20 protein-coding genes and 1 tRNA gene are annotated in these 22,991 nt (G+C 66.9%); 11 read left to right on the top strand and 10 right to left on the bottom strand.

All coding sequences use genetic code 11. From position 1 onward, the window contains the following. Positions 1 to 7: 7 nt before the first annotated feature. The 5 genes from RCH15_RS00440 (at position 8) to RCH15_RS00420 (ending at position 7,298) form a co-directional block, all read left to right on the top strand. Positions 8 to 2,347: a transglycosylase domain-containing protein gene (locus tag RCH15_RS00440; protein ID WP_326956947.1), complete on the top strand. Its 2,340-nt coding sequence runs from the start codon at positions 8 to 10 to the stop codon at positions 2,345 to 2,347. 3 nt (positions 2,348 to 2,350) lie between these two features. Next, complete coding sequence (locus tag RCH15_RS00435) at positions 2,351 to 3,298, top strand: metallophosphoesterase (RefSeq protein ID WP_326956945.1); 948 nt, start codon at positions 2,351 to 2,353, stop codon at positions 3,296 to 3,298. A gap of 191 nt (positions 3,299 to 3,489) precedes the next feature. Further along, entirely contained in the window at positions 3,490 to 5,322 is a 1,833-nt protein-coding gene (locus RCH15_RS00430; protein ID WP_326956943.1) for an ABC transporter ATP-binding protein, read from the top strand. Next, complete coding sequence (locus RCH15_RS00425) at positions 5,319 to 7,145, top strand: ABC transporter ATP-binding protein (RefSeq protein ID WP_326956941.1); 1,827 nt, start codon at positions 5,319 to 5,321, stop codon at positions 7,143 to 7,145. Before RCH15_RS00430 ends, RCH15_RS00425 begins: the two co-directional genes overlap by 4 nt. Positions 7,146 to 7,221: 76 nt before the next feature. Continuing rightward, positions 7,222 to 7,298 (top strand) — tRNA-Pro (locus RCH15_RS00420). Between the two features lie 173 nt (positions 7,299 to 7,471). Here RCH15_RS00420 and RCH15_RS00415 read toward each other — a convergent pair. Beyond that, on the bottom strand, positions 7,472 to 7,714 hold the full coding sequence (locus tag RCH15_RS00415) for a hypothetical protein (RefSeq protein ID WP_326956939.1): 243 nt from the start codon (positions 7,712 to 7,714) through the stop codon (positions 7,472 to 7,474). 144 nt (positions 7,715 to 7,858) lie between these two features. Here RCH15_RS00415 and RCH15_RS00410 point away from each other — a divergent pair, with 144 nt between their 5' ends. Continuing rightward, a complete protein-coding gene (locus RCH15_RS00410) occupies positions 7,859 to 9,127 on the top strand; it encodes a helix-turn-helix domain-containing protein (RefSeq protein WP_326956938.1) in 1,269 nt (422 codons plus the stop codon). 29 nt (positions 9,128 to 9,156) lie between these two features. Here RCH15_RS00410 and RCH15_RS00405 read toward each other — a convergent pair whose 3' ends face one another. After that, a complete protein-coding gene (locus RCH15_RS00405) occupies positions 9,157 to 10,131 on the bottom strand; it encodes a phosphoribosylaminoimidazolesuccinocarboxamide synthase (protein ID WP_326956936.1) in 975 nt (324 codons plus the stop codon). Positions 10,132 to 10,133: 2 nt separating this feature from the next. Then, the gene (gene purD / locus RCH15_RS00400) at positions 10,134 to 11,441 is read right to left on the bottom strand and encodes a phosphoribosylamine--glycine ligase (RefSeq protein ID WP_326956934.1); all 1,308 of its coding nucleotides are present in this window, start codon (positions 11,439 to 11,441) and stop codon (positions 10,134 to 10,136) included. Between the two features lie 212 nt (positions 11,442 to 11,653). Here purD and RCH15_RS00395 point away from each other — a divergent pair, with 212 nt between their 5' ends. The 3 genes from RCH15_RS00395 to RCH15_RS00385 are packed head-to-tail and all read left to right on the top strand — an operon-like array spanning position 11,654 to position 14,759. Next, entirely contained in the window at positions 11,654 to 13,297 is a 1,644-nt protein-coding gene (locus tag RCH15_RS00395; protein ID WP_326956932.1) for a molybdopterin-dependent oxidoreductase, read from the top strand. Between the two features lie 35 nt (positions 13,298 to 13,332). After that, a complete protein-coding gene (locus RCH15_RS00390) occupies positions 13,333 to 14,349 on the top strand; it encodes an asparaginase (protein WP_326956930.1) in 1,017 nt (338 codons plus the stop codon). Between the two features lie 2 nt (positions 14,350 to 14,351). Next, positions 14,352 to 14,759, top strand: a complete 408-nt coding sequence (locus RCH15_RS00385) for a sterol carrier family protein (RefSeq protein ID WP_326956928.1) — start codon at positions 14,352 to 14,354, stop codon at positions 14,757 to 14,759. A 17-nt stretch (positions 14,760 to 14,776) separates the two neighbouring features. On the opposite strand, the gene RCH15_RS00380 is transcribed toward RCH15_RS00385, so the two are convergent. From RCH15_RS00380 to RCH15_RS00360, 5 genes are all read right to left on the bottom strand, one after another. Further along, positions 14,777 to 15,538 carry an SDR family oxidoreductase gene (locus RCH15_RS00380; protein WP_326956925.1) on the bottom strand — a complete coding sequence of 254 codons (762 nt, stop codon included), beginning with the start codon at positions 15,536 to 15,538 and terminating at the stop codon, positions 14,777 to 14,779. Between the two features lie 78 nt (positions 15,539 to 15,616). Next, complete coding sequence (locus RCH15_RS00375; protein WP_326956923.1) at positions 15,617 to 15,952, bottom strand: hypothetical protein; 336 nt, start codon at positions 15,950 to 15,952, stop codon at positions 15,617 to 15,619. 28 nt (positions 15,953 to 15,980) lie between these two features. Beyond that, positions 15,981 to 16,727 (bottom strand): HAD family hydrolase, encoded by a 747-nt coding sequence (locus RCH15_RS00370; RefSeq protein ID WP_326956920.1) that lies wholly within the window; start codon positions 16,725 to 16,727, stop codon positions 15,981 to 15,983. Position 16,728: 1 nt separating this feature from the next. Continuing rightward, positions 16,729 to 17,040 carry a YegP family protein gene (locus tag RCH15_RS00365; protein WP_326956918.1) on the bottom strand — a complete coding sequence of 104 codons (312 nt, stop codon included), beginning with the start codon at positions 17,038 to 17,040 and terminating at the stop codon, positions 16,729 to 16,731. A gap of 117 nt (positions 17,041 to 17,157) precedes the next feature. Next, the gene (locus RCH15_RS00360) at positions 17,158 to 18,951 is read right to left on the bottom strand and encodes a glycoside hydrolase family 15 protein (RefSeq protein WP_326956916.1); all 1,794 of its coding nucleotides are present in this window, start codon (positions 18,949 to 18,951) and stop codon (positions 17,158 to 17,160) included. A gap of 110 nt (positions 18,952 to 19,061) precedes the next feature. On the opposite strand from RCH15_RS00360, the gene RCH15_RS00355 reads away from it, so the two are divergent. Together RCH15_RS00355 and RCH15_RS00350 are read left to right on the top strand one after the other, a co-directional pair. Beyond that, positions 19,062 to 19,817: a DUF72 domain-containing protein gene (locus tag RCH15_RS00355; RefSeq protein WP_326956915.1), complete on the top strand. Its 756-nt coding sequence runs from the start codon at positions 19,062 to 19,064 to the stop codon at positions 19,815 to 19,817. 59 nt (positions 19,818 to 19,876) lie between these two features. After that, entirely contained in the window at positions 19,877 to 20,947 is a 1,071-nt protein-coding gene (locus tag RCH15_RS00350; protein WP_326956913.1) for an App1 family protein, read from the top strand. On the opposite strand, the gene RCH15_RS00345 is transcribed toward RCH15_RS00350, so the two are convergent. Together RCH15_RS00345 and RCH15_RS00340 are read right to left on the bottom strand one after the other, a co-directional pair. After that, positions 20,944 to 22,434, bottom strand: a complete 1,491-nt coding sequence (locus RCH15_RS00345) for a GH1 family beta-glucosidase (protein ID WP_326956911.1) — start codon at positions 22,432 to 22,434, stop codon at positions 20,944 to 20,946. The two genes, RCH15_RS00350 and RCH15_RS00345, sit on opposite strands and share 4 nt — an antisense overlap. Before the next feature lie 134 nt (positions 22,435 to 22,568). Beyond that, positions 22,569 to 22,958 (bottom strand): hypothetical protein, encoded by a 390-nt coding sequence (locus tag RCH15_RS00340; protein ID WP_326956910.1) that lies wholly within the window; start codon positions 22,956 to 22,958, stop codon positions 22,569 to 22,571. Between the last annotated feature and the right edge of the window lie 33 nt (positions 22,959 to 22,991).

Here is a 22,991-nt window from a genome sequence, read left to right as displayed (position 1 = left end):
GGAAAACATGGCGACTGGTAAAAACCCTCTCTTTGACACGGCCACCACCCTCGGAAAGATCATTCTTTTCCTGGGCGTGAGCGCCATTTGCGGCGTCCTGGTGGCGGGGCTGCTGGTCCCTGCGGCCGCCGTGACCGGCAGCACCGCCAGCGGCTCGATCAAGTTCTTTGAGACCCTGCCGGCAGAACTCAACGTGGACCCGCCAAGCCAGTCGACCACTATCCTCGCCTCCGACGGCAGCGTGATCGCCAACCTCTACGCGGAAAACCGCACCAAAGTCTCTCTCGACCAGATGTCCCCGTACATCAAGGACGCGGTCATCGCCATCGAGGACAGCCGCTTCTATGAGCACGGCGGCGTGGACACCACCGGCATCATGCGGGCGCTGGTCAGCACGGCACGCGGCAACAAACAGGGCGCTTCCACCATCACCCAGCAGTACGTCAACAACGTCATCAACTCTTCCCTCGAGGCCGAGGGCAAGAGCGACCAGGTGCTGCTCAACGGCGTGAACAAGGGCGTCGGCGACAAACTCCGCGAAATGAAGCTGGCCATTGCGCTGGAGAAGAAGTTCACCAAGGAACAGATCCTCGAGGGCTACCTCAACATCGTGTTCTTCAACCGTGACGCGTACGGCATTGAGGCCGCGTCCAAGTTCTTCTTCAGCACCACGGCCAAAGACTTGACGCTGCCGCAGGCCGCACTGCTGGCCGGGCTTGTCAACAGCCCGTCCTTCTTCGACCCGATCACCAACCCGGAGAACGCCAAGGGCCGCCGGGACCTGGTCCTGCAGTCCATGCTGAGCCAGGGCAAAATCCAGCAGGCCGACTACGACGCCGCGGTGGCCACGCCGATCGAAACCAAGGTCACCCAGCCCCGCCAGGGCTGTGCCTACTCCGCGACGGCGCCGTACTTCTGTGACTATGTTCTGCACCTGATGCTGAACAACCCCGCCTACGGCGCGGACGCCAGCGAACGCGAACGGAAGATCTTCCGCGGCGGCCTGACGATCAAGACCACCCTGGACCCGAACGCCCAGTCCATCGCCCAGGCGCAGGTGGACGGTTCAGCCGGGGAGAACCCGGACAAGTGGGGAGCCTCACTGGTGTCCATTCAGCCCGGTTCCGGCAAGATCGTCTCCATGGCCCAGAACACCCAGTTCCTGGAAGCCGAAGGAAAGTTCAACAACGTCATCAACTTCAACGTTGATATGAAGGACGCCCAGGGCAACGACCTCGGCGGCCTCGGCGGTTTCCAGCCGGGCTCCACCATGAAACCCTTCACCTTCGCGGAGTGGCTCGACGAGGGCAGGTCCATGAACACGGTCCTCAACGGCTCCGTCCGCAGGTACCCCTTGAACTACCGGTGGAAGAACACCTGCCCCGCCCCCGTGGACGGCGCCTACAACACAGCGGAAAAGTCACTCGGCGCAGCCGACGACCTGCAGAACGCTGAAGAGGGCTACTACAAGAACATGACGGTTGTCGATGGCCTGGCCAACTCCATCAACACCATGACGTTCGCCACCGCGGCTCAGGTGGACCTCTGCGGCATTCAGAAGATCGTGGACGCCGTCGGAATCCACGCCGGTCAAACCAACGAGCCCGTTCCCATGACGCGCCTGTCCAACCTGATCGGTGCAACGCAGACTTCGCCGCTGACCATGGCGAGTGCTTTCGCCACCTTCGCCAACGACGGCAAGTACTGCGAACCCACCGCCATCGAGTCGGTCACGGATGCAACAGGCGCCCCCCTGCCGGCCCAGGAAACCAAATGCCGGGACGCGATCAAACCGGACGTCGCGCACGGCGTTACAGCCGCACTGCAGGAAGTCCTGAACCGCGGTTCCGGTTCCCTGATCAAGCCGAGAATCTCAACCCGGACCACCTTCCCCATCGCGGCCAAGACCGGAACCAACGACCCCAACAACTCCACGTGGGTGGTTGGCTACACCAAGGGCCTGGCAACAGCGTCCTGGTTCGGCGACGCCCTGGGCGGCCAGGACCGGCCGGGACGCAAACTGACGCTGAACGGGAAGTTCTACGAGGCCATTGACGGTTACATGATTGCCGGTCCGCAGTTCTCGAACTTCATGGCCGAGGTGGCGCCGGCCTACGGCACCGATCCGTTCCCGGCCCCGCCGTCGAGCATGGTCAACGGCACCGCGCCCGTTCCGGCACCCCGGAACAGCCCGCAGCCGACCAGGGCTCCGGCCAACCCGGCACCGGCTCCGTCCGACTCGGCCCCGGCGCCGGCTCCGTCCGACCCGCCGGCTCCGTCCACCGCGGCGCCCGCTCCGGCGCCCTCGGACGCGCGGCCCGGCAACGGCGCAACCGGGAAGCCCTGACCCATGGAGACGATCAATGTCCTGGCCAGCCGCGCCCGAAGCATCGGGCGCGGCTTCGCCGTGACCGCCGCCGCCGGAGCACTTACGGGTGCTGCCGCCGCGGGATACGGGCTGTGGGAAAAGAACCAGTTCGTGCTGCGCGAAGAATCCCTGCCGGTTCTTCCGGCGGGATTCGGCCCGATCCGGGTCCTGCACCTTAGCGACATCCACTTCGTCCCCGGCCAGGACCGGAAAGCCGCATGGCTGTCCTCCCTGGCGGACCTGGCACCGGACCTGGTGGTGAACACCGGCGACAACCTCAGCCACGCCAAAGCGGTGGACCCCGTGCTGGAGGCGCTGCGTCCGCTGATGGCGTTTCCCGGCGTTTTTGTTCCCGGCTCCAACGACTACTTTGCCCCGCGGCTGAAGAACCCGGCGTCGTATTTCGCCGGGCCCTCCTCGAAACCCAAGGAGCCAGCCATGCTGGACTGGCCGCGGCTGCGTTCCGGCTTTGGCATGGGCGGCTGGGTGGACCTGACCAACCGCTGCCAGTCCCTGGTAATCGGCGGGCTCCGCGTTGACTTCTCCGGCGTCGACGATCCGCACCTGGGTCTCGAACAGTACGCCGGCTGGCCCCGTGGGACCAAGGGCCAGGACGCCAAACCGCACCTGCGGATCGCCGTCGCCCATGCCCCGTACCAGCGGGTCCTGGACCACTTCACCGCGGACGGTGCCGACCTCCTGCTGGCCGGGCACACCCACGGCGGCCAGATCTGCGTTCCGGGTTTCGGGGCGCTCGTCGCCAATTGCGACCTTCCCACCTGGCGCGCGAAGGGTTTGCACGGCTGGGAGAGCAACGGACGCACGACGCCGGTAAACGTCTCGGGCGGTATCGGCACCTCCCGCTTCGCGCCGGTCCGGATCGCCTGCAAGCCCGAAGCGGTCTTGCTGACGCTCACTGCGCGTTCCTGAATCCGGACCGGCCCGGAGGCCCTGCGGCCTGGGTGGGCAGGCTTCTCATTGCGGAACGTAATTACTGGGCCAGATCCTGATGCCATGCGTTTTCCTGTGGACCAGATCACGTGATGGCCTAGGGTAGTTGCTACAGGAAACTACATCCACTTGCGTTGAGTATTTCGCAGTCGCGTCGTGAAGAAGCAGGCATGGCCAAGCAGACCTCATTTTTCTCCTCCATCCGCCGTCTCTATCCCCACGTCAAGCCGATCATTCCGCGGCTCATCATGGGCTTGCTGTGCGCCCTGCTGGCCAGTGTGGTGGCTCTGACCATCCCGCAGGTGCTGCGGATCCTGGTCAACGAATCCCTTCAGCCCGGCGGCAGCACGGACGCGGTCTGGATTGCCTCACTCGTCATTCTGGTCCTCGGCGTTGCCGAAGCCGGCATGGTGGCACTGCGCCGGCAGTTCGTGATCAATCCCGCCACGACGGTCGAAACCCGGATGCGGGTGTCCCTCTATGCGCACCTCCAGGATCTGACGGTCTCCTTCCACGACCGGTGGGGTTCCGGGCAGCTGCTCTCCCGCGCCATGACGGACTTGAACTTCCTGCGCCGCTGGATGGCGTTCGGCGCCATCATGCTGGTGGTCACCACCCTGACCGTGGTGATCGGCGTCGTGGTGATGTTCACGATGAGCTGGCAGCTGGCCTTGATCTTCCTCGCCGCGGCGGTGCCGATCATGATCTACGGCTTCCGGTTCCGCACCCGGTTCAGCAAGGTGGCCCGGCGCAGCCAGGACCAGGCCGGCGACCTCGCCACCACGGTAGAGGAGTCGGTACACGGCATCCGGGTACTCAAGGCTTTCGGCCGCAGCAGTGAGGCGCTGGAAAACTTCAACGAACAAGCCGAGGAGCTCCGCCAGACGGAAATTGTCAAGGCCAAGCACCTCGCCACCTTCAGCCTCGTGGTCACCCTCCTGCCGGAGCTGGCCCTCGGTGCCGGGCTCGTCGCCGGTGTGCTGCTGGCCTACACGGGAGAGCTGAGCATCGGCGCCCTCGTGGCGTTCTTCGCCACCGCCGCCGTGATCGCCACCCCGGTGGAATTCTGCGGCATGCTGCTGGCCATGGCCCTCACCGCCAAGACCGCCGTGGACCGGCACTTTGAGGTGATGGACTCGGTGAACACCATTACGAGCCCCGAAAAGCCGCAGCATCCGGCGGAGTTGAAGGGCGCCCTGACCTTCAACAGCGCCACTTTCGCCTATGAGGACGCCCCGGACAAACCGATCCTCAAAGACATCAACCTGGAGATCAAACCCGGTGAAACCATGGCCCTGGTCGGCATCACGGGCAGCGGCAAAAGCGCCCTCCTGCAGCTGGTCCCCCGGCTGTATGACGTCACCACCGGTTCCATCACCATCGACGGAGTGGACCTGCGCGAGTTCGGCGTCGAGGAGCTCCGCACGGTGGTGGCCGTCGCCTTCGAAGACACCATCCTGTTCTCCAGCTCGGTGCGGAGCAATGTGATGCTCGGCGCCCCGGCGGACCTGCCGGCCGAACGCATGGAGGAGGCACTCGAGGAGGCGCTCGACGTCGCCCAGGCCCACTTCGCGTACTCGCTTCCGTCCGGCCTGGACACCCTGATCGGTGAGGAAGGCCTCAGCCTCTCCGGCGGCCAGCGGCAGCGCCTCGCCCTGGCCCGCGCCATCGCCGCCCGGCCCAGGGTCCTGGTACTGGACGATCCGCTGTCGGCCCTGGACGTCAACACCGAGGAACTCGTCGAAACCAGGCTGCGGCAGGTGCTCTCCGACACCACGACGCTGATCGTGGCCCACCGACCGTCCACCGTGGCGCTGGCGGACCGGGTGGCGCTGCTGGAAGAGGGCCGGATCACCGCCGTCGGCACCCACACCGAACTGCTCGCGGAGAACCAGCACTACCGCTACGTGATCGCCAGCCTCGACCCGGAACCCCGGGACCTGGACTCCGAGCTGCTGGACACGGAACTGTCAGGCCTGAACGCCGAGGAGGTTTCCCGATGAGCGCCACCTTCGGCACCGCCAACGAGGACAACGCGCATCTGTCCAAGAGCGAGAGCAAGACCGTCCGGCGCCGCTCCCTGGCTCTGCTCGGTTCGCTGATCCGCCCCGTCCGCCGGCGGTTCTGGCTGACCATCGCCGCCGTCGTGCTCTCCCAGGCAGCGCGGGTCGCCGGTCCCGCGCTGATCGCCTTCGGCATCGACCGGGCCCTGCCGGCCCTGCAATCCGGCGACAACCTCCCCCTGCTGCTCACCGGCGCCGCCTACCTCGCGGCTGCCGTCGCGACGGCGGGCCTCACCGCCCTCTACGTCACTTCCACCGCGCGGCTGAGCCAGGCCATGCTGCTGGACTTGCGCGTCAGGGTCTTCAGGCACACGCAGCGGCTGAGCCTGGAATTCCATGAGAAGTACACGTCGGGCCGGATCATCGCCCGCCAGACCTCGGACCTGGAGGCGCTGCGCGAACTCCTGGATTCCGGGGTCAGCTCGCTGGCCTCGGGAATGCTGTTTATGATCTTCACCGCCATCACGGTCGTCGCCCTCGACTGGCGCAGCGGGCTCCTGGTCCTGGCCGCCGGCGTACCGATGTACTTCCTGGCCCGCTGGTACCAGAAGCACTCCCAAATCGCCTTCCGCGAATCCCGCGTCGTATCAGCCCGGCTGATCGTGCACTTCGTGGAAACCATGACCGGCATACGTGCCGTCAAGGCCTTCCGCAAGGAACGCGAGAACACAGCCCGGTACACGGAGCTTTCCGAGGACTACCGCAAAGTCACGGTCCGCTCGATCAACCTCAGCGGCATCTTCCAACCCGGGTTGGTGCTGATCGGCAACGTCTGCGTCGCCGTCGTGCTGCTCTTTGGCGGCTTCCGCGTGCTGGAGGGCGAACTCGCCGTCGGTGTGCTGCTGGCGCTGATCCTGTCCACCAAGCGCTTCTTCCAGCCGGTGGACCAGATGGCCATGTTCTACAACTCCTTCCAAAGCGCGCAGGCGGCGCTGGAGAAGGTGTCCGGCCTGCTCGAGGAGGTCCCCACCGTCCGGCCGCCGAAAAACCCGGTTGCCCTGCACAATGCGAAGGGAACCGTCGACTTCAAGGGCGTCGAATTCCGGTACGGCGACGGACCGGTCATCATCCCCGCCATGGACCTGCACATTCCTGCCGGCCAGACCGTGGCACTGGTGGGCCAGACCGGCGCCGGCAAGTCCACGCTCGCCAAACTCATCGCCCGGTTCTATGACGTCTCGGCGGGCTCGCTCACGCTCGACGGCGTGGACCTGCGGGAGCTGGCGACGGCGGACCTGCGGCGGAACGTCGTCATGGTCACCCAGGAAGCCTTCCTGTTCAGCGGCTCCGTGGCGGACAACATCGCTCTGGGCCGGCCCACCGCCTCCCGGCAGGAAATCGAGGACGCGGCGATGGCCGTGGGCGCCCATGAGTTTATTCGGGAGCTGCCGGAAGGCTACGACACCGACGTCAACAAGCGCGGCGGGCGGGTCTCCGCCGGGCAACGCCAGCTGATCAGCTTTGCCCGGGCCGTCCTGGCCCGGCCTGCCGTGCTGATCCTGGACGAGGCCACATCCTCACTGGACATCCCTTCCGAACGGCTCGTACAGGCCGGTTTGGCGGGACTGCTGCAGGGCACCGGCACCACTGCCGGCCGTACCGCACTCATCATCGCGCACCGCCTGTCCACGGTGGAGACTGCAGACCGGGTCCTCGTAGTGCACGGCGGGCGGGTCGTCGAGGACGGCACACCGGCGGAGCTGATTGGCGGCGGCGGCCGCTTCGCGCAGCTGCACGGGGCCTGGAAGGACTCGCTGGTCTGATCCGGCCCGGCGGCACGATTTCGCATCCGGGGCCCGGATCGGATACTCTTGTGAAGTTGCTTTTGAAGTAACGGATCGGGATGTGGCGCAGCTTGGTAGCGCGCGTCGTTCGGGACGACGAGGTCGCAGGTTCAAATCCTGTCATCCCGACCAATTCAAAAGAGGGTCTTCCAGCCGGAAGGCCCTCTTTTGCGTCTGCCTCCGATAGATGGCACCTGACGCCCGCTCAACAACCGCTGTGGCGGGTCCGGGCAGGAGAATGGCCCCGGAAGAGGTTTTCACCTTTCCCGGGGCCACCACCGAACTGTTGCCCTACAGGCTCTTGCCTACATCGGATCGGGCCAGTTGCCGATGTTGGTGGCGGAGCGCATCGGGTCCGGCCAGTTGCCGATCGCGGCGAGCTTTCCCTGGGTCGAGCTCATGGGATCGGGCCAGTTGCCGATCGCCAGGGTGGTTCCCATGGGATCCGGCCAGTTGCCGATGGCACTGACGGACAGGACTGCCGGAGCCGCTGCTGAGAGAGCCAGCGCCCCCGCCAAAGCGACGGAAGCTGCAATCTTCTTGATCATGTGGGTTCCTCAATACGGGTCGGAAAGGCGGGACGGACACATTACAACGCCCGTAACAACTGTTGTTGACATACATTGTAAAATGGCTTCCACAGAGACTGTCAAGGATTTAGTACAAAGACTGTCCGGAATTAGGAGGAACCCGTGGGGAACGGATTCGGGGAGAAACTCCGAGCTGAACGGCTTGATCGCGGGCTGACGCAGGCCGAACTGGGCCGCGACCTGTACTCGCCCAGCTACATTTCCCTGCTGGAGACCGGGCGGCGCGAACCGACCGCGGACGTCATTGAGGAGCTGGCGAGGCGGCTTGAGCTCGCCCCCAAGGCCTTGGAGGCATGGAGCCAGCCGGTGTCCGTCAGCGACGCCGAGTACGTCCTGGCGGGCTTGTACGCCCGCCAGGCCTGGGACCTGCGCGACTATGCGCTGGCGGCGACCCACGCCGCGGCGGCAGCCCAAATCGCCCTCGAGGCCCGGAACACCAGCGCCTGGTGGAACATGAGCTACATGCAGGCCGAGTGCCTTATGAAGCAGGGCCACCTCAGGGAGTGCCAGGATCTGGTGCAGCGCCTCCTTGACCACCCAATGGCTGCGGAGTCGGCCGGCCTTGGCGTCCGGGCACGGCAGATGCTCGCGGCCGTGTGCCACGGGCAGGGGCAACTGGCGCTCGCCGTCGAGCACGCCCAGGAGGCGGTGCGGCTCTGCGCCGAACTGCCGAAGGGCTCCACGTTGATTATCGGCGCCCTGCGCGCCCTCATCGGCGCGCTGGCCGAAAGCGGCCGCCTGGATGAGGCCTGGCAGTACTGCCAGGCCATGAATGAACAGATGGATGATCATTCCATGACCCAGCTCGCCGGCGAAGTGGCCTGGGTGATAGGCAACGTGGCCTTCATGCGCCACGACTACACCGAAGGCATCAAGTACCACGAGCGGGCTGCTCTGATGCTCTCCCCCGCCAACGACATTGACCTCTGGGCCCGCTTCAACAAGGCCTCGGCTGCCGTCCGCTTGTCCTCCGGGATCGTGGAGCCGGAAACCCTGTCCTCAATCGAGCGCGCGGAGCTGGCCCTCTCAATCGTGGGCGGCAACAAAACGGACCAGCTCGAGGTCGCGTTCATTCGCGCCCGCTGGCTCTACCTGACGGGGGATGTCGTCGCCGCCGTCCAGAAACTGCGCGAGATCCATGCCGACAGGGACGTGCTGGCCAAGCACGTCGCCGGCGAAGTAGCACTGCTGCTCGGCAAGGCGTTGAAGGCCGCGGGTGAATCCGATGAGGCCCTGATCTATCTCGAGGAAGCGCAGAAAGAATTCAGCTCAGCCGGCGCCTCGGACCGGGTGCAGCAGGCCATGGACGCTGTGCTGGAAATCCGGCTGGCCCAGCGCCGGGCGCAGGCGGCTGCGGCGGCCGAGTCCTAGCCGACTGGCCCGTGTTCCGCCGGCGCAGCCTAGACGAACGTCCGGCCGGTGAGTAACTCGAAAGCCTCGACGTAGCGGCTGCGTGTGCGGGCCACGACGTCCGCCGGCAGCGCCGGCGGCGGCGCATCGGAGGACCGGTCCCAGCCGGACTCCGCCGAGGTCAGCCAGTCCCGGACGTACTGCTTGTCGTAGGACGGTTGCGCCTTGCCCGGCTGGTACGTGCCGGCGTCCCAGAACCGCGAGGAATCCGGCGTCAGCACCTCGTCACCGAGTGTGATGGCGCCTGTCGCAGCATCAAGGCCAAACTCCACTTTGGTGTCGGCAAGGATGATGCCGCGCCCGCGGGCGATTCCTTCGGCCTTGGTGTAGATCTCCAGCGTGAGCTCGCGGAGCCGGGATGCGATGTCCTGGCCCACCGTCTCCACGACGGCGGCATAGGTGATGTTCTCGTCGTGCTCGCCCACCTCGGCTTTCGCGGAGGGGGTGAAGATGGCCTTCTCGAGCCGGGACCCGTCCACCAGGCCGTCGGGCAGGGGGATGCTGCACACGGTGCGGGACTGCCGGTATTCCTCCAGTCCCGAGCCGGTGAGGTAGCCGCGGGCGATGCATTCGACCGGGAACATCTCCAGCTTCTTGCAGATCATCGCCCGGCCTTCCACGGCGGCGGGCACTCCGGCCCCGACCGTGGACGCCAGCACATGGTGCTCCACGCCGAGTTGTTCGAACCACCACAGGCTCAACTGGGTCAGCACCCGGCCCTTGTCCGGTATCTCGCTGGCGAGGACATGGTCAAAGGCGCTGATGCGGTCGCTGGCGACCACCAGTACGCAGTCCTGGCCGATGCGTTCCGGAATGGACGCATCGGCCGGAACGTAGAGGTCGCGGACCTTGCCGGAATAGATGTGCCGCCAGCCGGGAAGGTCCGGTGCAGCGGTGTCCAGGCCCTTCGGTGCCGACGGCGAGGGTTCAACAGTGTCGGGTCCGGAAGCTTTGGGGATTCTCATGCTCAGGCCTTCGCTTTCGTGGCGGGGACGGCGGGGGCGTGCACCTTGATCTCGCCGCGGGCCGCTTTTCCGCCAATGTCCGTGCGGAACTGGCTGCCCTCCAGCTGGACGAGTTCGACGCCGTCGTACGCCCGTTCCCGGGCTTCCACCAGGTCCGTGCCGACGGCCACGACGGCGAGAACCCGTCCGCCGGCGGACACGACTTTGCCTTCGTCGTCGAGCTTGGTGCCGGCGTGGATGATGTGGACGCCCTCGATCGACTCGACTTTTTTGAGTCCCCGGATCCGGTCGCCGGTCCGGGGCGTGCCGGGGTAGTTCTCGGCGGCCACCACGACGGCGACGGCGGTTTCCTTGGACCAGCGCAGCGGCTGGGCCTTGTCCAGCTCGCCCTTGGCGGCGGCCAGTAGCAGTCCGCCGAGCGGGGTCTTGAGGCGGGCGAGGACGGCCTGGGTTTCCGGGTCGCCGAAGCGGACGTTGAATTCAATCACGCGGGTGCCGCGGGAGGTCAGGGCCAGTCCGACGAAGAGCACGCCGACAAACGGGGTGCCGCGGTGGGCCATCTGGTTGACGGTGGGCTGGGCGACCCGGTCAAGGACTTCCTGGACCAGGCCTTCGGGCGCCCATTCCAACGGGGTGTAGGCGCCCATGCCGCCGGTGTTGGGCCCCTGGTCCTTGTCGAAGATCCGTTTGAAGTCCTGGGCCGGGGACAGCGCCACGGTATTGCGGCCGTCGCAGAGGACAAAAACGGAGACTTCGGGGCCGTCAAGGAATTCCTCGATCACCACGGTGCCGCCGGCATCGAAGCAACTCTGCGCGTGGGCGAGGGCCTCGTCCCGGTTGTTGGTGACCACAACGCCCTTGCCCGCCGCGAGCCCGTCGTCCTTAACCACAAACGGGGCGCCAAAAGCGTCGAGCGCGTCGGCTGCCTCCTCGGCGGTGCCGGCCACCCGGGCCATGGCGGTGGGGACGCCGGCCTCGGCCATGACTTCCTTGGCGAATGCCTTGGACGCTTCGAGTTGTGCCGCGGCCTTGCTGGGTCCGAACACCGGGATGCCCGCGGCCCGGACAGCGTCGGAGACTCCGGCGGCGAGCGGCGCCTCGGGGCCCACCACGACGAGGTCGACGGTGAGCTTGGTGGCCAGGGCGGCAACGGCGTCGGGGTTGTTCGCGTCGATGGCGTAGGTGGGCACCAGTTTGCTGATGCCGGCATTGCCCGGGGCCGCGTGGACCTCGGACACGTTCGGGTCGGCAAGCAAGGATCGGACAATGGCGTGTTCGCGGCCGCCGGGGCCGATGACAAGTACCTTCACAGTTCCCAAGGGTACTTTGTGGACCGGGCAGGGTCCTAAGCTGTGACCCCCACCGGACATGCCCATCGACGGCCGCCAGCACCGGACATGCCCATCGCCGGCCGCGGCTGCCGAACATATTGCCAGCATGTCCATTCCTGCATCCGGGCGAAGGGCATGCGCGGGCACCGGCGCGGGGCAATCCGCGGCCCGCACGGCTCCGAAGACCCTGTATGGACAAGCCCAGCACGCAGCCGCCCCGCGCCGACGAACTCAGCACCGGGGAGTCCGGGCTGACCCGGCGCAGCAACAGGCCAGCCCCGAAGGGACTCACCGTGCTCGCCGCCCTTGCCGGAGTGGCTGCGGCCGCCGTCGTCTTGTCCGTGGCGGAACTGATCGGGGCGTTCTTCACGGCACGGGCGACGCCGGTGATTGCCCTCGGCTCGACCTTTATCGACTTCACGCCGTCCTGGATGAAGGATTTCGCCATCGCGACCTTCGGCACCAACGACAAGCTCGCCTTGTTCGTCGGAATGGCCGTCTCCATCGCACTCCTCGCCTGCGTCCTGGGCATTGTGGCCTACCGGAAATGGGCCCTCGGTGTCGCCGGCGTGCTGTTGATGGGCGCGGTGATTGTCGCCAGCGTGGTGACCCGGGCGGGAGTTAAGCCGCTGGACGCGATTCCCTCACTGATCGGCACCGCAGCCGGGCTGATCGTGCTCCGCCTCCTCATCTCACGGCTCTGGCGGATGCAACAGTGGCCGGACATGGCCTCCGGTCTCGCAGCCAAGGAACCCGAACGTCCCGCCACCAGCCGGCGCGCCTTCTTCGCCGCAACCGGAGTCACAGCCGCGGCCTCCGCTATCGCCGCGACCGGCGGGCGCCTGCTCAGCGCAGCCCGCAGCAACGTCGCGCAGGCCCGCGAATCCCTGCAACTTCCCGCCCCGGCGAAACCGGCCCCGGCCGTTCCGGCCGGCGTGCAGTCCCAGGCGCCCGGCGTCACGCCGTGGCTGACGCCCAACAATGACTTCTACCGCATCGATACGGCCCTGAGTGTGCCTGAAATCAACGTCCAGGACTGGGAACTGCGCGTCCATGGGCTCGTGGACCGGGAAGTCCGGCTCAGTTTCCAGGACCTGCTCGACGCGGACCTGATCGAATCCCACGTCTCCCTGACCTGCGTGTCCAACCCGGTGGGCGGCAACCTGGCCGGCAACGCCAAATGGCTGGGCATGCCCATTCGCGACGTCCTCAAGATGGCAGGGCCCAAGGCCGGTGCGGACATGGTCCTCTCCACTTCGATTGACGGTTTCAGCGCTTCCACCCCGCTGGAGGTCCTGCGGGATGACCGGGACGCCATGCTGGCGTTCGGCATGAACGGTGAAGCCCTTCCGCTGGAGCACGGATACCCCGTACGGATGGTGGTCCCGGGCCTGTACGGCTTCGTCTCCGCCACCAAATGGGTGGTGGACCTGGAAGTCACCCGGTTCGCGGACAGCAAGGCCTATTGGACCCAGCGCGGCTGGTCCGAGCGGGGCCCCATCAAAACCATGGCCCGGGTGGAAGTCCCCAAGTCCTTCGCCAAGGTCCCCGCCGGACGGGTCGCGATTGGCGGCACCGCCTGGGCCCAGACCCGGGGCATCACCAAGGTTGAGGTGCAGATCGACAACGGGCCATGGACCGAGGCGGCCCTGTCCACGGAGGCCTCCGTCATCACCTGGCGGCAGTGGTCCTTCGACTGGGAAGCCACCCCGGGACCGCACTACATCAAGGCCCGCGCCACCGACGGTACCGGCGAAGTCCAGACGGACAAGCGGGCCGACCCGGTGCCCGACGGCGCATCCGGCTGGCAGTCGCTGATGGTCACCGTGGAATAACGGGCTGTGACCGCCGGGCACCATAGACTGGCAGCATGCCCTTGAACTCGCATGCCACCTTTACCGTGGAGTCCGCCGTCGAACTGGCCGTCCTGGAACGCAGCGGCTTCGTGGAGTCCCGGCACATCGGCTCCGCCGTCGTCATCGCCGGGGACGGCACCGTCGTCACCGAACTGGGCGACATCACCACCCCGATCTATGCGCGGTCCACGCTCAAGCCGCTGCAGGCCCTGGCCTCCATGCAGTCCGGCGTTCCGCTGCGCGGGGCGCAAGTGGCCATCGCCTGCGGCAGCCACGTCGGGTCGTTGGACCACATGGATGTTGTCGAAGGCATGCTGAAAGCTGCGGGCGTCAAGGAGGACCAGCTCCAGTGCCCGGCCGCGTGGCCCGAGGACGAGACTGCCCGGAACTGGCTGGTCCGTTCGGACCGCGGCCAGTCCAAGCTTGCGTTCAACTGCTCCGGAAAGCACGCCGCGTTCCTCTGGGCCTGCACGGAGAACGGATGGGACACGCACAGCTACCTCGAGCCCAACCATCCGCTGCAGCAGCGCATCCGCTCCGTGATCGAGGAATACTGCGGCGAAAGCATCGCCCACCTCGGCATCGACGGCTGCGGCGCCCCCGTCGCCGCCGTCTCCTTGTCCGGCCTGGCCCGTGCGTTCTCCAAGCTGGCCAAGGCTCCTGGTGACAAACACTCCAACGCCCGCGCCGCCACGATCGCCACTTCCATGCTGGACTACCCGTGGGCAGTGCAGGGCGTGGACGAACCCAACACGATTGTCATGGACAAGCTCGGCATCCTCGCCAAGATCGGCGCCGAGGGTGTGCTGGTGATGGCCACGCCCGCGGGCGCCTCTGTCGCCGTCAAAATCCTCGACGGCAACATCCGGGCCACCACACTCGTGGGCCTGACCCTGCTCGCCGCCGCCGGCGCCGTGGACGTCCCGGAAGTGGCAGGTGTCTTGGACAAGGTGGTCTCCCCCGTGCTCGGCGGCGGCCGGCCGGTGGGCAAAATCCGTCTCGGCCACGCCGTCTCGGCGCTGCTGGACTAGCCATGGCCATCGCACGACGCCGGATTGCCCCGGAGGAAGGCCGCGCGGCCCTCGCCGCCTGGCAGGCGGTAAACGTTGCGCAGCGTGATTCCGCCGAAACCTCCGGCCCGAAAACCGGCACCGTGGTTCCGCGCAGCACGCTGGCGACGGCGGTGCGCTATACCCTGGAGGAGGTCACCGCCCGGGCACCTGGCAACTCCGTGGAGGTCCGGGTCCCCCCGTTTGGTGTCACCCAGTGCGTGGAGGGCCCCCGGCACACCCGCGGCACACCCCCGAACGTCATCGAATGCGACGCCGCCACCTGGCTGGAGATGGTCAGCGGTACCTTGGGCTGGGCAGACGCCGTCAGCGCCGGGCGGGTGGCCGCCTCCGGGCTGCGCGCCGATCTGTCCGGACTCCTCCCGCTCTGACCGGCAGCCCTTCCCGGTTATCCGCGGCCGATGAAGGGCATTCCGGCGGCGGTGATTATGAGGGAACCGACGCTGGCCGACGCCGGCATCCCCGCCATCAGCAGCACCGCCCGGGCGGCGTCGTCCACCGGGAAGGTCGGCTCGACGCGGCTGCTGCCGTCCGCCTGCACCGCCCCGGAGCCGGCGCCGATGGTCTCCATCAGATCGGTGGCCGCGTTGCCGATGTCGATCTGCCCGCACGTGATGCCGAAGCCGCGGCCATCCAGCTCAATACTCCTGGTCAATCCGGTGATGGCGTGCTTGGTGACCGTGTAGGCCACGGTCCGGGGCCGGGGTGAATGCGCGGCGATGGAGCCGTTGTTGATGATCCGGCCACCCTGCGGCGATTGTGCTTTCATGGCCCGGACGGCGGCAGCGGCGCACAGCATGGAACCGGTCAGGTTCACGGCCACGGTGGCGTCCCAGTCCGCGGGGCTGATCTCGTCCACGGAAGCGGCCGGACCGAACGCACCGGCGTTGTTGAACAGCACGTCCACCCGTCCCCAGCGCAGGAGGGTGGCTGCGAAGAGCCGCTCGACGTCGTCGGGAACGGTGACGTCGCAGGCAATGGCGAGGGCCTGGGCGTGTCCGGCGCCGGTCTCTGCCAGCTGCGCCGCGCGCCGCCCGGCCAGAACCACGCGGTAGCCTTCAGCGAGCATGAGCCGGGCGGCCGCTCGGCCGATGCCCGAGCCGGCGCCGGTGATTACTGCCACTTTGCCGGGCAGGTGATGGTGTGTCATCGGGTCAGCGTATGCCGAGTTCGCACTTTGCGGCAGTGGTGCGCGGCAACAGTGCGGCAAATTCACTCCCGCGGCCAGCTAAGCGCCCCCGCGCCGGCGGGTCCGCCGGCCTGTCCGGAATCCGGCCCAGAACGCAAGCGTCAGCAGGCCAGCACCGATCAGCCAGATGCCCGTCCATCTGCCCGGATCCATCACCAGAAGGCTGTCGGGAAGAAACGTCTGCTGGGACAGCGGGGCGTACGCAAACCAGCCTAGGCTGACCTGCTGCACCGGACGCGCCAGCAGGACCGCCCCCGCCACCAGCAAGGCCGCGGCACCCAGCGGCACGGCGAGCCGGGCCAGCCAGGGCAGGCGCGCCCGCCGGGATCCGGCCGGCCCCGGTTCTGCCGATGGCTGGTCCCCCGAAGAATTCATGGGACCACTGTAACCGGGCCGGCGGCGGCTAGCTTGGGCGGACGCGGGCCGCGAGCCGTCCAATGGCGCTGTTTCCGAGGTTTTCCAGAAGCTCCCGGGGGCTGGCGTAAATTTCGACGGCACCGGCGTCCCGAAGTTCCGCTTCGCTGGTGCCACCACAGGTCAGCCCGATCGCCGGGATGTCCAGTTTCCCGGCAGCGAGAATGTCCCACACAGCGTCGCCTACGTAGACGGCCGCCGACGCCGGCACCGCGACGGCCTTGAGGGCGGCCTCGAGGATGTCCGGGGCCGGTTTGCTCTCCTTCGCGTCCGCCGAACTGGTGGCCGCGTCGATGAAGGCGTCGGCATCGATCGCGCCCCGCAGCACCTCAAGGTCGCGGTCCCGGGCCGAAGATGCCAGTGCCACGGCGAGCCCGCGCCCGTGGCACTCCGCCAGCAGCTCGCCGGCGCCGTCCAGCGGCCGAAGGGCGGACCAGAACGTGGAGAACACGGCAGCGTGCGAGGTCAAAATGGTCTTGTCCTCCCCCGTGTCCCGGTCAGCGGGCAACAGCCTGTCGAGGATCTTGTCCCCGCCCATCCCGACCGAGCGGTGGATACTCGCCATCGGAACGTCGTGCCCGGCCTGCTGGAAAGCGTGCCAAAAGGCCAGCGTGTGAAGGTAGGAGGAATCGACCAGGGTGCCGTCCACGTCGAAGAGGACAGCGGCCTGGGGCCGGTTCCGGCCGGTGGCGGAGTCTGTGGCACCCGGGCTGCGGGAGCCGCCGTCAGGAGTCATGTCAGTGATGAGCCCGCGCTCGCTTTCCGGCTGCCAGTGATCCGCCGGACAGGGTGGTTCCCCGGCTGGCGCCGCCCGTGGTCCGGCGGGGAAGCCTGGGCAGGGGGGTGGCCGCCTGCGACGTCTGGCGGCCGGCGCTGCGGTCCCGGATGAGGCCTGTGCCGGCGATTTCGCGGGCCTGGGCGATGCCGGCCACGGCAGCCCTCTTCGTGGGAAAGGTGATCGTTACCGCCATCAGGTTTCCTGCGCCATCCAGCATCCGGATCCGGTACCCGCCGTCGGGCGCGTCTACGACCTCGAAGTATCCCGCCATCGCACTCTCCTCTTTAATCCACCCCGCGTTGGGTTATTAGTAAGTATACTTATCTAAGCGCTGGGCGAAAACTTCCGAGGGGCCGAGCGTGGGCACCGACCGCGCCGTCGGCGCGAATCAGTGACCGGGGTGCGTGGCGTCGCTGCGGCGCAGCCCGTCCTCCTGCAGCTCCAGGGCGCTCATGACCAGCGCAAAATGACTGAAGGCCTGCGGGGTATTGCCCAGCTGCCTCGCGTCCTCAATGCTCCACTCCTCGCTCAGAAGTCCGACGTCGTTGCGCAGCGCCAGCAGCCGTTCGAACAGTTCCCGGGCTTCGCGGTGCCGGCCTGCCCCCAGCAGTGCCTGGACCAGCCAAAACGAGCAGGCAAGAAACACCCCTTCGCCACCGGACAGCCCGTCACCGGACTCCGCCGTCTTGTAGCGCCGGAGGAAGCCGTCATGCATCAATTCCTGTTCGATGGCCTCAATTGTCCCCACCACGCGGGGGTCATCCGGCGGCAGGAATCCAACGCGGGGAATGAGCAGGAGGCTCGCATCAAGCCAGGGCTGCCCGTAGGACTGCACAAAGGTGTTTCTTTCCTCATCAAAACCGTTCGCCATGACGTCCGCATGGATGGTGTCCCGGAGTTCCTCCCAGCGGTCGGCGGGGCCGGGCAGTCCGAAGTCCCGGACGCCTTTGACCATCCGGTCCGCGGCCACCCAGGCCATCACCTTGGAGTGGGTGAAGTGCCGCCGCGGCCCGCGCATCTCCCACAGCCCGTTGTCAGGTTCCTTCCACGCCGTCTCCAGATGATCCATCAGTGCCAGCTGCACGTCCCAGGACTCGTCGGTGCTGGTCAGTAGCGAGTTCCGGGTCAGGGACAGGCAGTCCAGCACCTCGCCCCAGACATCAAGTTGCAGTTGCCCGGCCGCGCCGTTTCCGATCCGGACCGGGACGGAGTTTTCATATCCGCGCAGCCAGTGCAGCTCCATCTCGGGCAGGCGCCGCTCGCCGTGGATGCCATACATGATCTGCAGGTCCTTGGGATCACCCGCCACTGCCCGCAGGAGCCAGTCGCGCCAGGAGGCGGCTTCCTCCGTGTACCCCGCAGACAGCAGCGCCTGGAGCGTCAGCGTGGCATCACGGAGCCAGCAGAAGCGGTAGTCCCAGTTCCGTTCGCCGCCCAGCTCCTCCGGCAGCGACGTCGTCACGGCAGCCACGATGCCTCCGGTAGGGGCAAACGTCAGCGCTTTCAAGGTGATCAGCGAGCGTTGCACCACCGCCCGGTAGGGTCCGGTGATGGTGCATTTCGCGGACCAGCGCTGCCAGAAATCTTCCGTCGATGCCAGGACTTCCTCCGGGTCCAGCGTCCGGGGACGGCCCTGGTGGCTCGGCGTCCAGGTCAGGACGAACGGAACGCGGTCCCCGGCCTTGACGGTGAAGTCGCTGATGGTTTGCATTCGCTCACCCCGCAGCGGCGCCTCGGTCACGAGGTACGCGGCATCGGGGCCGGCGATTGCGTGGATGCCAAGATCGTCGTGGCGGACCCACGGGACGATGTGGCCGTAGTCGAAGCGCATCACCAGCTCACCGCGCATCCGCACCGAGCCGCGGACACCCACCACAATCCGCACAATGTCCGCCACCGAGTCCCGGGGCGGCATGAAGTCGATGACTTTGACTTTTCCTGTGGGGGTTTCCCACTCCGTCTCCAGAATGAGGGTGCCCTTGCGGTAATGCCGTCGGGTGCATTCGCCGCCGCCCTCGGGAGCGAGCAGCCAGCGCCCCGCCTGCGGCGTGTCCAACAGGGCGTTGAAACAGGCCGGCGAGTCGAAACGCGGCAGGCAGAGCCAGTCGATCGAACCTTCGGTGCTGATCAGGGCTGCAGTATGCAGATCGCCGACCATTGCGTAATCCTCGATGCGCGCCATGGGTCTTACAGTGCCACAGCCACCTACCTGGGACTAGGATCCGTAGAGGCCGACACGGCGGCAGCGCCGGTGGAACTGCGGGCACAATGAGCCGGGAGGGGGCAGACGGGATGGATCAGGGCACGCATCTTGGCGGGAGCGTCCACATCGGCACCAGCGGCTGGAGCTATGACCACTGGGAGAATGTGCTCTACCCTCCCGGTTTGCCGGCGCGGGACCGCCTGGCCCATTACGCGGCCCATTTCAGCACGGTGGAACTCAATGCCAGCTTCTACCGCTGGCCCCGCGACACATCCTTTGCCAGCTGGCGCCGGCGCCTTCCGCCCGGGTTCCTGCTGTCCGTCAAGGCCCCGCGCGGATTGACGCACGGGAAGAAGCTCTATGCTCCGGAAGTCTGGATCGAGCGGATCGTCCGGTGCTGGCACGAACTCGGCGATAAGCGGGCCGTGCTGCTGGTCCAGCTGCCGCCGCAGTTCGGCCGGGATGACGCACGTCTGGAGTACTTCCTGGCGGCGTTGCCGGACTGGATCCGGGTGAGCATGGAATTTCGCCATACGAGCTGGGACCACCCCATGGTCTATGCGTTGCTGGAACGCCATGGCGCCGCGTACTGCATCATGAGCGGCGCCGGTCTCCCTTGCGTCCTTCGCGCCACTGCCGGCTTCGTCTACGTCCGGCTGCACGGCCCGGACCGGGACCACCTGTATGGCGGCTCCTACCCGGATGACGACCTGAACTGGTGGGCGGACCGGATCCGGGAATGGCAGTCGGCCGGCAAGGAGGTTTTCGTGTATTTCAACAACGACGGCGGCGGTCATGCGGTGCGCAATGCCTGGACGCTGCGCCATTTCCTGGGCGGCATCTGAGCCGCTGCGGTTTCCTCCCCGGTCCGTGCGACGCCGGAACCCTGTGGGAGAGTGGAGGCATGGAATCGGCTTACCAGCACACACTCGGGCAACAAGAAGTCACCGGCAACCGGGTCTTCCGACTGGCGCACGTCGTCTCGGACTCCGTCAACAGTGTCCGGTTGAAGGCCGCCCGACGCTGGGACTTCACCCCCCAGACCGTCGCCTACCAGGGCTACGGGTCCACCACCTGGGTCCGGGTGCTCGCCCGGGTGGTATTGACCAGCAAGCCCTCCCCCGGAGGCCGGGCGGAGCAGGCGGCTCAAACCAGCGCGCAAAACGTCCGCGGCTGGCGGGCATTCACCTCGGTGCCGGTGCAGTACTCCGAGGTCGACATCGAGATCGGCGGCGTGACAACCAAGGTCCGGGCGGACCGCGGCGGCCTGGTGGATACGGTGGTGCAGGTGGACCTTCCGCCGGGCTGGCACACGGCCGTGCTGCGCGCCCCGGGAACCGAGCCCGTCACCGCGAAGATCTTCGTCATTTCCCCGGACACCACCCTCGGGATCGTGTCCGATATCGATGACACAATTATGGTCACCGCGCTTCCCCGTCCGTTCCTGGCGCTCTGGAACACCTTCGTGCTCAACGAGCGCGCCCGCATGGCCACCCCGGGAATGGCCGTGCTGATGGACCGGCTGCTGGTCGAACATCCGGAGGCGCCGGTGATTTACCTGTCCACCGGCCCGTGGAACGCGGCCCCCACCCTGGCACGCTTCATCACCCGGAACATGTACCCTTCCGGGGCCCTGCTGCTCACCGACTGGGGTCTCACCCATGACCGCTGGTTCCGCAGCGGCCAGGAGCACAAGCGCCGCAACCTCGAACTCCTGGCCGAAGGATTTCCGAACATGCGCTGGCTGCTCTTCGGTGACAACGGACAGCACGATGAGTCCATCTACTCCCACTTTGCCCGGCAGCACGGCGACCGGGTGGCCGCCATCGGCATCCGCCAGCTTTCCGCCAGCGAAGCCGTCCTGGCCGGCGGTCACTCTGACACCGGGGACCATACCGGGTCCCAGGTTCCGTGGATCTACTCCCCGGACGGCGCCGGAATGGCAAAGGGCCTCCAGGACCTCGGCGTTCTTTAGGCGCTCGCCGGGGCCGCGGTGGCGGCGGAATCCTCGGGAATGGGGTTCCGAGGCCGGGCCGCAAGGACTTCCTGGAGCCAATGGAACGAGGCCTTTTTGGTGCGCTCCTGGGTGGACCGGTCCACGTGCAGCAGGCCGAACTGCTGCTTGAAGCCGCCGGACCATTCGAAGTTGTCCATGAGGGACCACACGTAGTACCCGCGCAGATCAATGGACTCCGCCGCACCTCCGGGGGAGGTGGCTTCAACGGCTGTGGCAATGTGGTCCGCCAAGTAGCGCACCCGGCGCTCGTCAGGAATGACGAGCCGGCCTTCGGGGTCCCGGATCTCAAGGTCTTCAAAGCTGGCCCCGCCCTCGGTGATGTAGATCGGGGGAAGGTCCGGGTAGCGTTCGGCCATTTCCGTTAGCGCAACGGCCATGTACTCCGGTTTGATGGGCCAGCCGTACGCGGTGGTCTCGGTGTCCGGGAACGAGGCAATGTGGAATGGGCCGCCGGACCCGGTGCTGCTCAGGTCATCGCCCATTGCTTCGGCCATCCCCTCGGGCACGGCGCCGTCGCCCGGTCCGGAAGCCACCCGGGTCGGCATGTAGTAGTTGAGCCCGTAGAAGTCCAGCGGCTGCGAAATCAGCTTCATGTCCTCGCTCGAGGGGCTGAAGGAGGAAAAGAGGCTCGCTGCCCGGACCGTGTCGGGATACTTTCCCAGCAGGACCGGGTCCGCGTACAGCCGGTTTTGCGCCATGTCCATCAGGTTGGCGCTGAGCTTGTCCAGCGGGTTGACTGAGGCGGGAACCATGGGCGAATAGACGTTCGTGATGCCGATGTCGCCCGGCACGTTCGCTGCCCGGAGCGCCTGCAGCGACAGGCCATGGCCGAGCAGCTGGTGGTGGACACTCGGCAGGGCTTTGAGCATGAGGGCTTCGCCCGGCGCGTGCATCCCCAGCATGTAGCCGTTGGTGGTGACAGTGGCCGGTTCGTTGACCGTCACCCAGCGGGCCACCCTGTCCCCATAGGCAGCCGCGGCGATCGCGGCAAATTCGCCCAGCCGGTAGGCCGTGTCCCGGTTCATCCAGCCGCCGGCTTCGTCCAGCTCCAGCGGCGTGTCCCAGTGGTACAGCGTGGCCATGGGCGTGATCCCGCTGGCCAGCAGCAGGTCAATCAGCCGGTCGTAAAAGTCCAGGCCCGCAGGGTTCACAGGTCCACTGCCGCCGGGCTGGATGCGTGACCAGGACAGCGAGAAGCGGTAGGAGTCGACGCCAAGTTCCTTCATCAGGGCCACGTCTTCGGGCATCCGGTGATAGTGGTCGCAGGCAATTGCGGGGCTGTGGTCATCCACGATCGAACCGGGCTTGGCGGCAAACACGTCCCAGCCCGACGGACCGCGGCCGTCCTCGGCCAAGGCACCTTCGATCTGGAAGGCTGCGGTCGCCACGCCGAGGGTGAAGCGTGACGGCAGGAGGGCGGCCAATTCCTTGGCGGAGGCTTTCATCAGCGGATTGCTCCTTGGTAGTTTCAGTCAGTTGACTGATTTTAGGCCGGGCCGCACCCCCGCGCCATGACCGGCGGCCGCGTGCCGGGTCTCCCCGGTCCGGCGTAAACCCTGCGAAGGGGCGCCGCAAAAGCTCAAGACGCCGAACTCTCCGGCCCGAACAGGAAATCCTTGGCGTGGTCCACGGCTTTCCTGAACGCATCGTTCCGCAGGGCCTGGAGTTGGTCTTTCTCGTCCGCCGCCGGCTCCAGGTAACTCGTGTATCCCGGCCTGAGAACCCAGGTGTCGCCCGCTGGCGGTAGGTAGAAGACGCCGAAGGAGCGGTGCTGGCTGTCTTCATCGGCCCAGATCGGCACGACGGCGAGCGCGGCCCCGGTGTCGACATTGATCCACTGGGCCCTCGGCAACGGCGCTTCGTGGGCCTCCGGGTCAAGAAAAGGCGCCGTCCCCTCACCCCACCGGGCCACAAAACGCTCGTGGAAGGCGGGCAACAGCAGCGAATCGTAGCGGCGCCATGCGGTCATGGCCTCCTCCTTCAGTTGTGTTCCTGATCTGGT

It is taken from the genome of Arthrobacter sp. MP_M4 (assembly GCF_035984855.1).
GTDB lineage: Bacteria > Actinomycetota > Actinomycetes > Actinomycetales > Micrococcaceae > Arthrobacter.
This window is presented reverse-complemented; position numbering and strand designations above follow the sequence as displayed.

Excerpts from the sequence above, each read along its gene's own strand:
- RCH15_RS00440 (WP_326956947.1), top strand. The coding sequence starts at position 8 with ATGGCGACTGGTAAAAACCCTCTCTTTGACACGGCCACCACCCTCGGA.
- RCH15_RS00435 (WP_326956945.1), top strand. The coding sequence starts at position 2,351 with ATGGAGACGATCAATGTCCTGGCCAGCCGCGCCCGAAGCATCGGGCGC.
- RCH15_RS00430 (WP_326956943.1), top strand. The coding sequence starts at position 3,490 with ATGGCCAAGCAGACCTCATTTTTCTCCTCCATCCGCCGTCTCTATCCC.
- RCH15_RS00425 (WP_326956941.1), top strand. The coding sequence starts at position 5,319 with ATGAGCGCCACCTTCGGCACCGCCAACGAGGACAACGCGCATCTGTCC.
- RCH15_RS00415 (WP_326956939.1), bottom strand. The coding sequence starts at position 7,714 with ATGATCAAGAAGATTGCAGCTTCCGTCGCTTTGGCGGGGGCGCTGGCT.
- RCH15_RS00405 (WP_326956936.1), bottom strand. The coding sequence starts at position 10,131 with ATGAGAATCCCCAAAGCTTCCGGACCCGACACTGTTGAACCCTCGCCG.
- RCH15_RS00395 (WP_326956932.1), top strand. The coding sequence starts at position 11,654 with ATGGACAAGCCCAGCACGCAGCCGCCCCGCGCCGACGAACTCAGCACC.
- RCH15_RS00390 (WP_326956930.1), top strand. The coding sequence starts at position 13,333 with ATGCCCTTGAACTCGCATGCCACCTTTACCGTGGAGTCCGCCGTCGAA.
- RCH15_RS00385 (WP_326956928.1), top strand. The coding sequence starts at position 14,352 with ATGGCCATCGCACGACGCCGGATTGCCCCGGAGGAAGGCCGCGCGGCC.
- RCH15_RS00380 (WP_326956925.1), bottom strand. The coding sequence starts at position 15,538 with ATGACACACCATCACCTGCCCGGCAAAGTGGCAGTAATCACCGGCGCC.
- RCH15_RS00375 (WP_326956923.1), bottom strand. The coding sequence starts at position 15,952 with ATGAATTCTTCGGGGGACCAGCCATCGGCAGAACCGGGGCCGGCCGGA.
- RCH15_RS00370 (WP_326956920.1), bottom strand. The coding sequence starts at position 16,727 with ATGACTCCTGACGGCGGCTCCCGCAGCCCGGGTGCCACAGACTCCGCC.
- RCH15_RS00365 (WP_326956918.1), bottom strand. The coding sequence starts at position 17,040 with ATGGCGGGATACTTCGAGGTCGTAGACGCGCCCGACGGCGGGTACCGG.
- RCH15_RS00360 (WP_326956916.1), bottom strand. The coding sequence starts at position 18,951 with ATGGCGCGCATCGAGGATTACGCAATGGTCGGCGATCTGCATACTGCA.
- RCH15_RS00355 (WP_326956915.1), top strand. The coding sequence starts at position 19,062 with ATGGATCAGGGCACGCATCTTGGCGGGAGCGTCCACATCGGCACCAGC.
- RCH15_RS00350 (WP_326956913.1), top strand. The coding sequence starts at position 19,877 with ATGGAATCGGCTTACCAGCACACACTCGGGCAACAAGAAGTCACCGGC.
- RCH15_RS00345 (WP_326956911.1), bottom strand. The coding sequence starts at position 22,434 with ATGAAAGCCTCCGCCAAGGAATTGGCCGCCCTCCTGCCGTCACGCTTC.
- RCH15_RS00340 (WP_326956910.1), bottom strand. The coding sequence starts at position 22,958 with ATGACCGCATGGCGCCGCTACGATTCGCTGCTGTTGCCCGCCTTCCAC.